The following is a 13173-nucleotide window of genomic DNA, read 5'->3' as shown; positions in this document are numbered from 1 at the left end:
AGTAGGTTAATGTGTCAAAATCTAATAAAAAGAAAAGTCATTTAGAATACTTTTGATATCATGACATATGAATAAACTAAATAAATAATTAGATCATTTGATGTAACATATTAAATACTCATAGGTCATAGTAAAAACAACATATATCAATCAAAAAACTTTTATGTCATGAAAAATCTCACAAGGATTATTACACTGTTTTTATTGTATTGGCTGCCAAACATAAATTATGGCCAACTGCCAGCAAAAATGATTCAATATCCCGATGTTTCCGGTTCTAATATCTGTTTTACTTATGCAGATGATCTATGGATTGTAAATAAGCGAGGAGGCACTGCACATCGATTAACAACTAAGCCCGGTCGGGAAACAATGGGAAAATTTTCTCCAGATGGAAAAACTATTGCGTTTAATGCTAATTATGATGGAAACCATGATATATATACAATCCCGATAACCGGAGGTATTCCTAAACGAATTACAACTCACGGAATGTCTGATAATATTAAAGCATGGACCAAAGACGGAAAATTTTTAATCTACACCTCTAGAATGGAAAGCGGTAAACAACGTTTTTCTAAAGGATTTAAAATATCTGTTAACGGTGGATTACCAATAAGAATACCAATAAGTAAAGTCGAAGAATTAGATCTGCATGTAAACGGTGATCTTGTTGCTATGACAGATAAATCAAGGCTAAGCAGAAACTGGAAACGGTATCGAGGAGGAATGGCGTCTGATATCTATCTTTTTAACCTTAAAACCTTAACTTCTGAAAACATTACCAATAACGATGGTAATGATGAACTACCTATGTGGGATAACGACGATCTCTATTATCTTTCGGATAAAGACGCTTCAAAAAAGTTTAATATCTGGAAATATAACTTACAATCGAAACAACACGAGCAAATTACATTTTTTAAAGAATTTGATATTGAACGCCCGTCTATAGGAAAATCTGAAATTGTTTTTGAAGCTGGGGGAACACTATATCTTTTAGATGTAGCAACAAAAACAACAAAAGAAATATCTATAAGTGCTATTGGTGATTTTACCGGATTAAAACCTCAGGTAAAGAAAGCAGAAAAATACATTCATAGTGTTGGTATTGCCCCAGATGGCAACAGAATTATTGTAGGTGCCAGAGGAGATATTTTTTCTGTACCTAAAAAAGATGGGATTACTAAAAATCTAACACGAACAAGTGGTATTGCAGAACGTTATCCCAGTTGGTCACCAGATGGAAGATATATTGCATATTGGAGTGATAAAACAGGTGAATATGAATTAATGGTGAGAGATCTTAAAAATAATTCGGAGAAACAAATCTCAAAGCAAGGTCCGGGATTTAGATACCAGCTATTCTGGTCTCCTGATAGTAAAAAGTTAATTTTTGTAGATCAGGAAATGCATATAAAACTGGCAAATATTACTAATAATACGATTACCAAAATAGATCAGGAAATACAATTGTTTCAAGGGGGGCTATCTGGTTTTTCTGTGAGTTGGTCAAATGATAGTAAATATATTACTTATGCAAATTCTCATGAAAATGAAAATCAACATATCATTATTTATGATATAGATAAAAAGAAAACACACACTATCACTTCTGCTTTTTATGATGATAGTAGCCCTGTTTTTTCTGTCGATAATAAGTATATCTATTGTACAACGAATAGAACTTTTGATCCGGTATATAGTGATTATGATAATAGCTGGACATACCCTAATGCAACCAAAATAGGAATCATTCCACTTACAAAAGATGCAGTACATCCTATTGAATTAAAAAATGATAAAGTGGCTATAAATGAAGGTGATAATAAGAAAGAGGAAACCAAAGACAAGAAGAAAGAAGAAGAGAAAGATCAAAAGATAAAACCAATACGCATAGATTTTGATGGTATAGAATCCAGAATGATTATTTTACCTGTAGAACTAGGAAATACAGGAAGAATAAGTGCTGCCAAGGGTAAAGTCATTTTCTTAAAACACCCCAGAACAGGATCAAAAGACGAAAAATCAGTCTTAAAATATTATGATTTTGAAGAAGATGAAGAAAATACAATCCTTGAAAATGTAGATGATTATAAACTTTCGTTTGATAACAATAGTATTTTGGTGTTTAGCGAAGAAAAAATGGGGATTATAGAAGTCGCAAAAGATCAATCGCTAGAAGATCATGTAGACACTTCTAAAATGGAAATGACCGTTAACCCAAAAGAAGAATGGAGACAAATCTTTACAGATATATGGCGTTTAGAAAGAGATTTCTTCTATGATAAAAATCTACACGGATTGGATTGGGAAGCTATGAAAAAGAAATATGAACCATTGATCGAATATGCAGCAAGTAGAAATGACCTAAATAAAATTACCGGAGCATTAATTGCAGAACTAAATGCTTCTCATACATATAGAGGTGGTGGAGACGTAGTATCAAGCTCTAACAAAACTACAGGCTATCTGGGTGTTGACTGGGAGATACACCAGGGAAAATACAGAATAAAAAAAATCATTACGCCAGCTCCTTGGGATACTGAGGTTAAATCTCCTCTTAGAAAGCCAGGAGTTGTAGTTGAAGAAGGTGATTATATATTACGTATTAATGGAATCGAATTAACAGAATATGCAGATCCTTATGCAGCATTAGAAGGAAAAGCAAATGAAACAATAGAAATTACAGTTAGCAAAACTCCTGATGGCAAAAACAGCAAGCAATATCTTGTACAACCTATAAGAAGTGAAGCGAGGCTGAGAAATCTTGCCTGGATTGAAGAAATGCGAAAATATGTAGATAAAAAATCAGGAGGAAGAATAGGATATATTTATGTACCAAGTACAGGAATAGATGGGCAAGAAGAATTAGTTAGAATGTTTTATGCTCAACATCATAAAGATGGATTAATCATTGATGAAAGATTTAATAATGGAGGACAAATACCAGATAGATTTGTAGAATTGTTAAACAGACCATTATTGAGTTATTACAAAGTAAGGGAAGGAAAAGACTGGGCCTGGCCTCCAAGAGGGCATTATGGCCCTAAAGCGATGCTTATCAATGGATGGAGTGGTAGTGGAGGTGATGCTTTTCCCGATTATTTCAAGAAAAGAAAAATAGGACCGCTTATTGGTACAAGAACCTGGGGAGGACTGATAGGAATTTCGGGATCACCAGAATTAATAGACGGTGGATATGTAACAGTACCTACATTTAGAATGTATAACCCCGATGGAACCTGGTTTGCAGAAGGGCATGGTGTAGAGCCAGATATCCATGTTCCAGAAAACCCAGGAAAAGATGCTCAAGGTATAGATGTGCAACTGGATCGAGCTATCAATGAAGTGCTGAAAACACTTAAAGAAAGCGATAAAAATCCAAAGAATAAAGTACCTGCAGCAGAGGATCGTTCTAAGTAATTTGCTTGCAAAAGAGATATATAATCAAAGCGAGAGTGTTTTCTTTACTCTCGCTTTTACTTTTTATAAGATATGTATTATTAAAAAATGCGTTTGATAAATTAAAGTATATTCGTGATACTGTATTATATGATTTGCTATGGAAAAATTAGAACTGATTAAAGCACAAGAATCGGATAAGGATTTCTTATTTAAATTAAGAAAAGTGACCATGGTCGAACACTTAGAGGAAATGGGAATTTTCTTATCAGATGAAGAACATTTATCCAGAATAGATTTTCAATATGATAATGCTTATGTGATATTAAAATCTAATCAAAGAGCAGGTGTATTGAAATATATTGAAACAGAACATGCAATAGAAATACTACAAATACAAGTGTTACCCGAATATCAAGGTCATGGAATAGGGAAATATGTGATTAAAGACATAATAGAGACTGCCAAAGCCTCAAATAAAGATATGGTACTAAAAGTATTAAAAGAAAACCCAGCGAGATATTTATACGAACGTATGGGTTTTAAGACAGTTGATGAGGATAAATATGAGTTTCATATGCAATTAACATCTAATAAAACATAAAGACAGATAGTAAGTTCACTAAAGAAAAAAAGCATCTTTTATCGTATAAAAGATGCTTTTTTAAGAACTATATTTTCTTGTTTCTAGAACCCGTAATTTATACCTAGACCAAATACTTCTCTAATCTGAAAAGCACCAATAGCATTATCATCATAGATGGCCTGAAAGGTTAGATTAGTAGATAAATATTTGTTAATCGTCATCACGATATTTGCAGTATAATCTATATCTACATTTTGTGGATCTTCTAAGTAGTTAGAATACAAATTTAAAATGTTTTCCATAGATACATTCTTCATGATCTCAAATTTAGCATACCCATTAAGTGCAGCACCAAATTCAAAACGAAACGTATCGTTTGCTTCTACTCCAAAGTAACCTCCAGCATCGTTAAAAGCGTCTATTGCTGCCTGATCATTACCCACATCTGTAAACATATCATGTACAAAAATAAATCGTGCTGTGGCAGGAGCGATATTAACTTTGAGATTATCACTTTTTTTCCATAACATACCTGGGCCTAACTGCAAATAAGCAGGTGAGAAAATACGAGTAGTTTCTGTTCGGATTTCTCTTGTTCCTATAACATTTCCAGTAGTTGTATCTAGAATAGGTTCTTCTCCATATTCAAATCCTTTATCAAACTGTGTTCTAAAGTTTAAGAAAAAAGAATAATACCATAGTGATTCTTTGATTTGTCTACCCAATAATGAATTTAACTCTAAGCGATCATTGGTTTTGCGTATAAACTCTTGATCTTTAAGCTTGGTAAGCCCATAATCTGCAAGAATTTTATTATCCCAAGTGAGTTTTCCTTTGCGGTAATTAAAATCATAGGATATAGAGAGATTTCCTGCAATATTAGATGTTCCTCCTCCAAGCCATTCTGCATTAAAGGCAGATTGATTTATTAAAAGACTAATGTTTCCTCCTTTGGTCCATCCTTCTTTAGGAGCTTCGTCTTTTTTTGTTTCTTCTTGTGCAAATAGAATTGTAGAGCTAATTAATAGAACTACAGTTAGCAATGTTTTTTTCATTTGATGATAGTTTTAAGGAATTTAATCAGGTTATTTTTAGGGTTAAATAATTTATTATCCGGTACAAATAACCAGTGTAAATTTTTATGTTGGCAAATATATTTTAAGAAACGTTTTTTGCTTTAAAAGTATGTTAGTAGGCCATCGTTTTTCGATAAAAAACAACATTAATAGATAAAAGGGTTTATTTCCTTTTGTATAGAGGAACAGAAGAACATGCCTCTCCATACATAATACTCTTGGCAACGGGCTGTAATTTTTGAATCAAATCGATATAAGCTCCATTCGGAACAGGCTTGTTTGTACATCCTTTTATAATAATAAGCTTGTTTTGATATGCCGAAATATCGATAGTATTTATAATTTCGGCATAGAGTATAGTTTCCAGGGCCTCTAAAGATCCCACAGCTACCTTTTTTGCAAAAGGTTGTAATGCACTTGTTAATAAAAGATATGCCCATCCGGGAATAATAGCATCTGTAGAACAAGTTAAGGCAATATAGCTGTCTTGATATTGACTCCAGTCATGATCTAAAACGTGTTTTCTAAACTCTTTTTCGCGTAAAATTAACCCTTCAAAAAGCCAGTCTTTAATATCAAAAAGAATACGATTACCTTTAGGGTAATACTCTTCTAAATCAAAAGTGATGAGGTTTTTATTATTAGCAACTCTATTTACAATTTCATCGGCCATTACATAGTCATTTTTATTACTTGTTTAAATTTTGAACTTACGACTTTTATGAGTGTTCTAACTCTGATATAAGCCTAAAAATGATTAAGATATTATTTTTAATACCAGATTAATAGTAACAAAAAATAAACAAGAAATTATTACTTTGTAAAAGTAGACATTACCTTAAGAAAATCCTCTTTTTTTGAGCGGGAAATACTCACAGAGATATCATTATTCATTATAATGTAGCCGCCATCTGATTTCACAAATTTCTTAACCTCTTTTAAGTTTATTAAATAGCTATTATGTACACGCATAAAGTCTTGCTCAAGTAATAGATTTTCATATTCTTTTAGGTGTTTACTAACCAGCAACTTTGATTCATTTTTCATAATAAAAGAGGTATAAGAACCATTAGCTTTACAAAATATGATATCGTCGATGTTTACAAACTCAAAACCTTCGGCAGTGGCTAAACATATTTTATTAAGCTTTGGTTTTTGTTGTTTGAGATTTAGCATTAGAGTTTCCAGTTGTTTTTTGTAGATTTTCTGGTTTTTTTTCTTTCGTACTTTTTCAACTGCATTTTGTAATTCTTCAAGATCAATAGGTTTTAATAAATAATCAAGAGAGCTAAATTTTATTGCTTTAATTGCATATTGATCAAAAGCTGTGGTAAAAACAACTTCAAAATTAAAATTTGATACTTGGTTAAGTACATCAAAACCAGTTCCGGTTTGTAATTCTATGTCTAAAAAAACAACATCGGGTTTGGTAGATGAAAGGGTTGTAATAGCTTCAGAAACAGAAGTAGCCATACTTGTTACTGTTATATCGGTGCAGAACTCTTCTAAAAATTGTTTTAAATTCTCTCTACTATGTTTTTCATCTTCTACAATTACTGCTTTTAAATCCATACTATGAATATATTTTAAAGAATAGGTGTCATGATATTTCTAGAATTTGAAGCGTTTTATCCCTAATCATTATCCATCACTTCACAAATTAGATAATTCTCTTTTTTGAAAAATGAAATTTAAATTTTTCTGACCAATAACCTGATTAAAAGTATATTGATCTGCAGAGCCTATTCGATGTTTGGTAAAGTTAAAGTAATTTTATTACCAAAAATGTTCTTTTTAGTATTAAGAATAGGGACTACTTTTTTCTTAATCTTATACTTTTTAATCCTGTTTACAGATCTGATAAGGTCCAGGCATTTTACAATTTGTTTTCTATATTCTGGTGTATATCTGATTTTGTCAATACTTTCAGAAGCATAGTTATAATGTATGTTTACAATAATGTTGTTTGGGTTTATGTCAAAAATTATATTTATAGTTTGATTTTTATGCTGATTATGGACCGCATGCTCTATTAGGTTTTCAAATAAAGTTTGTAAAATAAATGAAGGAATTTTTACTTTTAAATGCTTAGAAGACTTTTGATTAAAAGAAATACTATAATCAAATGTATTATTATAGCGTAGTTTTTGAAGTTTTAGATACCAATTAAGCATAGTAATTTCTTCAGTTAAATCAACAGTTTCTTTTTCTAAATGAGTTAAATAAAATCGTATAAGTTTACTAAAAACAGATAAATACTGTAAAGCTGTTTTTTTGTTTTCTGAAACAATAAAATATTGAATAGCATTGAGAGCGTTAAATACAAAATGGGGGTTCATTTGAGATTTAAAAACCCTTAATTTTAAATCAAGCATTTCCTCTTTAAGCTGTAGCAAGTTTTGCTGCTCTTTTAGTAGAGCATTAGTATCTCTAACGCTTTTAATTTTTATTGCACAAATTGAAGCGATAGCAGACAACATTTTTAGATGTTGATTTGTAAAAAAACCTTTATCAGGATGCTCACAATCAATAACTCCATAAATAACATTATCAGTTGTAATGGGCACTGTTATCTCTGATAAACGCTTGTCATCATCAACAATATATCTAGGATCCTTAGAAGTGTCATAAATAATTTCGGCATTTCCAGAAACAGCAACGCTTCCTGTAATACCTTCTCCTAATTTGATTTCTACGGGATTGTATACCAAATAATCTTTAGGATTTTTAGCACCATAAGCCGCTTTTTGAACTAATGATTTATTTTTTTGATCTATCAGATAAATAACACAATCTATAAAACCCAATTTAGAAATACAGTTTTTAGCTAGATCCCAAAGAATTGCTTCTTCATCTTTTTTACCCAAAAGTGATTTTGAAAAATACACTAAAATATCTTCAAACTGATCTTGGTTTAAACTAAGGTGTTTTTTTAGATTGATCATAATCTAGTTTACTTTAAAATTGATTCATATATCACAAGAGTTAAAAAGGTTGTGTGATAAAAAGCTAGCATAACTAACTAAGTTTTTAACACAAACATAAAATGCTTTTGAAGATATTTGTTTCAGTAATTGACAGATAGTAAGAGGTAATTGATCAATGGTTAAATTATCGATAATTGCATAGCACAGAATCCTTTTTAGTACCAAAAGATTTTAAAAACAGTAAAATATCTGTAAAAGAATGAAGACGAGATTATATATCACAGAAACATGAGTATATAAGTGAAGTAGATAATTTAAGAATTAATTTCTTGAAGGAAAAATGCTTTAAAAAGAACAAAGGAAGTAGCATTATAAAGCTTTATTTCTTTTTATAAAAAAACTATTTATACCCTATTTTTTCTGAAAGCCCTATTTTGCTTTTTGCAAAATTTCCGGTTCCAAATGCAACTTCTTTACCGTCTTCATTGTATAATGTTGATTCTGCAACAAACAGGTTTTTGGATTTAAATTTTATTTTTCCAACTGCTGTAATTATTCCTTTATCAACAGGTCGTATTAGATTAATATTGAACGAAGTAGTAAGGACAAAAACATCTTTTATAATAGAATTTACTGCAAAAAAAGCAGAATCATCGAGCAATTTAAAATAGACAGAACCATGTATTGCTCCTAATGCATGAAAATACTTTTCCGAAATTTTAAGTTCGATTTGCGCTAACCCTTCAGAAATTTTAACTGTAGTAGTATCATAGAGTGCAGTATTAATATTGGCCTGCAAATACATTCTTTCTAATTTACTATAATGTTCAGGATTCATTTTCCTTGCTTATTTATTTTAGAAAGCTATTCCAAAATGATTGTAGTATCAGTTACAGCATGCCCAGTTCTAATTTTGCTTCTTCACTCATTAAATCTTGTGACCATGGCGGATCAAAAGTAAGCTCCATTTCTACATCATTTACTGCATCAAGAGACTTTACTTTTTCTCGAATCTCTTCAGGAAGGGACTCTGCTACCGGACAGTTGGGAGAAGTAAGTGTCATTAGGATTTTTACATCATAGTCCTCATTAACAAAGACATCATAGATTAACCCTAGTTCATATATATCAACCGGAATTTCGGGATCATAAATGGTTTTTAGTACTCTTACAATCTTTTCTCCTAAGTCGTTTGTATCTATAGTGGTTTCACTCATTTTTTTAGTTTTAATATTGCTTTAATAAGCATTGTACGATAAAAATTGATTTAATTCAATTGTGTTTGATAAGCGATAGCATACATTTTTAACTGCTTAATCATACTTACCAAACCATTAGCACGTGTTGGGGATAAATGCTCTTTTAAGCCAATTTCATCAATAAAATCGGTATCAGCCTCAATAATAGCCAAAGGGTGTTGACCAGAAAAAACACGGATCAATATTGCAATGATACCTTTGGTAATAATGGCATCGCTATCCGCAGTAAATTCAACTTTATCATTTTTCATTTCGGCGTGTACCCATACTTTACTCTGGCATCCTTTTATGATATTGTCGTCTGTTTTATATTTTTCTTCAATAAGAGGTAGTGATTTTCCTAACTCAATCATGTATTCATATCGTTGCATCCAATCATCAAACATGCTAAATTCATCAACAATTTCTTCCTGAATTTCTTGTATTGTCATTACGTACAAATTTTCAACAAAAATACAACAAGAATAATTGCTATTCAATACTTTCTGTCAATGATAGCATAGTATTAACTAATTCTTGTATTTCTTGAGGAGGATATCCATGATCAAAACCATTCGAAACAAACGTTTTGGTAGAAGAAATGATTTTTAGCTGTGCATGCGCAGCGCCATCATAGAGTCTTTTTTCTGTAGGTGCTTTTAGCTCACTTATTTTATCAATATCTATAGTTTCCAGAAGTGAAGTAATAGTGGCCCAATCTTTTTTTGAGCATTTTTTCGAAACACTATTTTTTAAGTTTCTATCGGTAGTTTTTTCAATACGATCTTTATTGATTCTGATTTGAAAAAAAGAACCTCTAGAGAGTGCCTGATATTCGATATCGACTATGTTGCCTTGGGGTTTTTTATGCTTTACAGGGATGTTTTGAGCTACAGATTGATTTTTTTCTTTTGATATTATTTTAACCAGAGTATAGTGTAATGAGGAACCATCAGCCAGAGGATTTTCTATTTTGGTAATGGCAACTTCAATTTGGTAATTGTATCCATCTTCATATTCAAAACCCTCGATTGTATCATAAAAATAAGTCCATTTATCGGTTAGGTTTTCTTTATACAACATGCATTTTTGAGGGCCAACACCAACACAATCTACCAGAGTATTTGCTATAAATACTCGTTTGGTTTCCTGGCATGAAGAAAATAAAATAACGATACTTAATAAGGAAAAAAACTTGCTCATAGATTGGTTGTTTTGTGTAATACGTTATATGGTAATTAAATAACGTTGAACAAAACCAAATGGTATAAAAAATAATTTACGAAAGCATGATCTTGGCTTTTTTAACGGCTTCAACCAAAGCATCAATTTCCTCTTTAGTGTTATAGAATGAAAAAGAAGCACGGACTGTTCCTGGTATTTTATAAAAATCCATGATGGGTTGTGCGCAATGATGTCCTGTACGTACTGCAATACCAAGTTTATCTACAATAGTTCCTACATCATAAGGATGGATATTATCTAAATTGAAAGAGATAACAGAAGTTTTGTTTTTAGAGGTACCATAGATTTTTAGCTCTTCAATTTCTAATAATTTTTGTGTACCGTATTCAAGAAGTTCATTCTCATATGCAGCAATACTGTCAAAACCAATACTATTCATATAATCAAGTGCTACTCCAAAAGCGATACCACCACAGATATTAGGAGTTCCGGCTTCAAACTTATGGGGTAAACCGGCATAGGTGGTTTTTTCAAAAGTAACTTGTTCGATCATTTCTCCACCACCTTGATAGGGAGGTAGTTTGTTTAGCCACTCTTCTTTTCCGTAAAGCATACCTACTCCTGTAGGTCCACAAAGTTTGTGTGCAGAGGCAACATAAAAATCTACATCCAAAGCCTTAACATCTGGTTTGACATGAGGGCAAGCTTGTGCACCATCGATCAATACAGCTGCACCTACATTATGCGCTTTTTCAATAATTTCTTCAATAGGGTTTATAGTTCCTAATGCATTAGAGATATGATTTGTAAAAACAAGTTTAGTTCTGTTAGAAAGTAATTGGTCATATACATTCATTACTAATTCACCATCTTCATTCATTGGGATGACCTTAAGAATAGCCCCAGTACGTTCACATAGCATTTGCCACGGTACAATATTAGAATGATGTTCTAATGCCGAAACGATAATTTCATCACCTTTAGAAAGAAGAGAGGTAAAGCCGGTAGCAATAATATTAATACTATGAGTTGTTCCCGAAGTGAGAATAATCTCATGAGCGTGTTTTGCACCAAAATGCTCCTGTATTTTCTTACGGGCGATTTCGTATGCATCTGTTGCTTCTTGTGATAAGGTGTGAACACCTCGATGAATATTCGCATTATAGCTACTATAATAAGCTACAATAGCATCTATAACTACCTGCGGTGTTTGAGATGTGGCCGCATTATCAAAATATACCAAAGGTTTTCCGTTTACTTCTCTGGTAAGTATTGGGAAATCGTCTCGTATTTTCTGTACATCTAACATATCAATTTCTTTCTGCAAAAGTAGTAAGTATTTCTAATTAGGATTGTTTATTTTTAGAATGATTTAACCCTTTTTATAATGAAACGACTTAAAAAAATTATTGGGATTACATTTCTTATTCTATTTGCAGGAATTTGTATTGCATTTGTGCTGAATTACCCAAAACTTACAATTCTAACAGGATATTCTGCAAAGCATATGAATTCATCGGTTTTTATTGCAAATAGAACTTTAGAGTTTACAGATTTAAATGACAATAATTTTGCTCCGGTTGATCTGGCAGATGATGAGGTAAATTTGAAAAACAAAACATCTATTGCCTCTGTTTTTGGACTTAAAGAGAGAAAAGCGATTTATAGAGAAGGATTAGGGAGTGTTCTCATTGACGATGATTTTGATGAAAACACACCTGTTTTAATACCACATAGAACTAAAATAGAAACGGGACAGCCATATCCATATGGCGAATTAGAACAAAAAGACACAGTTTTTACTACAGTAGATTATGATAAGGTAAATAGAACTGTTGCTTCAATTTTTGATTCGAATGGGGAGTATATAAAGAAAACAAGAGCTGTTCTTGTACTTTATAAAGATCAGATTATTGCCGAGAAATATATAGATGGATTAGATAAAGATTCTAAGTTGCTGGGATGGTCTATGACCAAAAGTGTTCTCTCTACGGTTTACGGAGTGTTACAAAAACAAGGAGCTATTAACATACATGATAAAGCCCCGGTATCTGAATGGCAAAATGATAAAAGAAAAGAGATAACAATTAATAATCTGTTACAAATGAATTGTGGGTTAGAATGGGATGAGGATTATGGCTCTATTTCTGATGTTACAAAAATGTTATATGTAGATAAAGATATGACCATTGCCCAAATACATAAAAAAGCGATTTACAAACCCAATGAATACTGGTATTATTCTTCTGGTGTGTCTAATTTGTTATCTGGGATTTTGAGAAAACAATTCAAAAGCTACCAGGAGTATCTTGATTATCCATATCGAGAGTTTATTGATAAAATAGGAATGAATTCTATGCTTATAGAAACTGATATGACAGGTAATTATGTAGGCTCTTCTTATGCTTGGGCAACAGTAAGGGATTGGGGTAAATTTGGATTGTTATATATGCATAAAGGGAATTGGAACGGAGAGCAGATTTTTGAACCTTCATGGGTGGACTATGTGACTACACCAAGTCCTACATCTGAAGGAGATTATGGAGGGCATTTTTGGTTAAATGAAGGAGGGTTTTATCCAGATGCACCAAGGGATATGTTTTCTGCAAATGGATTTCAGGGACAACGTGTGTTTATTATTCCTTCTAAAGATTTGGTGATTGTACGATTTGGACTCATTGGAGATGCAGGAGTAGATTTTAATACGTTTTTAAAGGATATGGTTGATTCGATTGAGTGAAATAAAAACACTAAAG

Annotated in this window: 12 protein-coding genes; 3 read left to right on the top strand and 9 right to left on the bottom strand. The window is 31.9% G+C overall.

From position 1 onward, the window contains the following. The first annotated feature begins 168 nt into the window (after nt 1–168). Together NNH57_RS16825 and NNH57_RS16820 are read left to right on the top strand one after the other, a co-directional pair. Nucleotides 169–3426 carry a S41 family peptidase gene (locus NNH57_RS16825; protein ID WP_074409842.1) on the top strand — a complete coding sequence of 1086 codons (3258 nt, stop codon included), beginning with the start codon at nt 169–171 and terminating at the stop codon, nt 3424–3426. Nucleotides 3427–3565: 139 nt separating this feature from the next. Next, on the top strand, nt 3566–4009 hold the full coding sequence (locus NNH57_RS16820) for a GNAT family N-acetyltransferase (RefSeq protein ID WP_074409841.1): 444 nt from the start codon (nt 3566–3568) through the stop codon (nt 4007–4009). An 83-nt stretch (nt 4010–4092) separates the two neighbouring features. Here NNH57_RS16820 and NNH57_RS16815 read toward each other — a convergent pair whose 3' ends face one another. The 9 genes from NNH57_RS16815 to NNH57_RS16775 form a co-directional block, all read right to left on the bottom strand. Then, nucleotides 4093–5046 (bottom strand): DUF3078 domain-containing protein, encoded by a 954-nt coding sequence (locus NNH57_RS16815; protein ID WP_074409840.1) that lies wholly within the window; start codon nt 5044–5046, stop codon nt 4093–4095. A gap of 184 nt (nt 5047–5230) precedes the next feature. Then, nucleotides 5231–5740: a DUF2480 family protein gene (locus NNH57_RS16810; RefSeq protein ID WP_074409839.1), complete on the bottom strand. Its 510-nt coding sequence runs from the start codon at nt 5738–5740 to the stop codon at nt 5231–5233. 140 nt (nt 5741–5880) lie between these two features. Continuing rightward, entirely contained in the window at nt 5881–6639 is a 759-nt protein-coding gene (locus NNH57_RS16805; protein ID WP_074409838.1) for a LytR/AlgR family response regulator transcription factor, read from the bottom strand. Nucleotides 6640–6809: 170 nt separating this feature from the next. Further along, nucleotides 6810–8012 (bottom strand): histidine kinase, encoded by a 1203-nt coding sequence (locus NNH57_RS16800; RefSeq protein WP_074409837.1) that lies wholly within the window; start codon nt 8010–8012, stop codon nt 6810–6812. Between the two features lie 382 nt (nt 8013–8394). Then, entirely contained in the window at nt 8395–8832 is a 438-nt protein-coding gene (locus NNH57_RS16795) for a PaaI family thioesterase (protein WP_074409836.1), read from the bottom strand. 52 nt (nt 8833–8884) lie between these two features. After that, nucleotides 8885–9211 carry an SUF system Fe-S cluster assembly protein gene (locus NNH57_RS16790; protein WP_025666168.1) on the bottom strand — a complete coding sequence of 109 codons (327 nt, stop codon included), beginning with the start codon at nt 9209–9211 and terminating at the stop codon, nt 8885–8887. Between the two features lie 50 nt (nt 9212–9261). Then, the gene (locus NNH57_RS16785) at nt 9262–9684 is read right to left on the bottom strand and encodes a SufE family protein (protein ID WP_074409835.1); all 423 of its coding nucleotides are present in this window, start codon (nt 9682–9684) and stop codon (nt 9262–9264) included. A 40-nt stretch (nt 9685–9724) separates the two neighbouring features. Continuing rightward, nucleotides 9725–10435 (bottom strand): DUF4377 domain-containing protein, encoded by a 711-nt coding sequence (locus NNH57_RS16780; RefSeq protein WP_074409834.1) that lies wholly within the window; start codon nt 10433–10435, stop codon nt 9725–9727. A 76-nt stretch (nt 10436–10511) separates the two neighbouring features. Further along, a complete protein-coding gene (locus tag NNH57_RS16775; protein ID WP_074409833.1) occupies nt 10512–11726 on the bottom strand; it encodes an aminotransferase class V-fold PLP-dependent enzyme in 1215 nt (404 codons plus the stop codon). Nucleotides 11727–11804: 78 nt separating this feature from the next. On the opposite strand from NNH57_RS16775, the gene NNH57_RS16770 reads away from it, so the two are divergent. Further along, on the top strand, nt 11805–13157 hold the full coding sequence (locus NNH57_RS16770) for a serine hydrolase domain-containing protein (RefSeq protein ID WP_074409832.1): 1353 nt from the start codon (nt 11805–11807) through the stop codon (nt 13155–13157). Nucleotides 13158–13173 lie beyond the last annotated feature (16 nt).

Origin of the sequence: Aquimarina spinulae (assembly GCF_943373825.1) — a bacterium.
Classification (GTDB): domain Bacteria; phylum Bacteroidota; class Bacteroidia; order Flavobacteriales; family Flavobacteriaceae; genus Aquimarina; species Aquimarina spinulae.
This window is presented reverse-complemented; position numbering and strand designations above follow the sequence as displayed.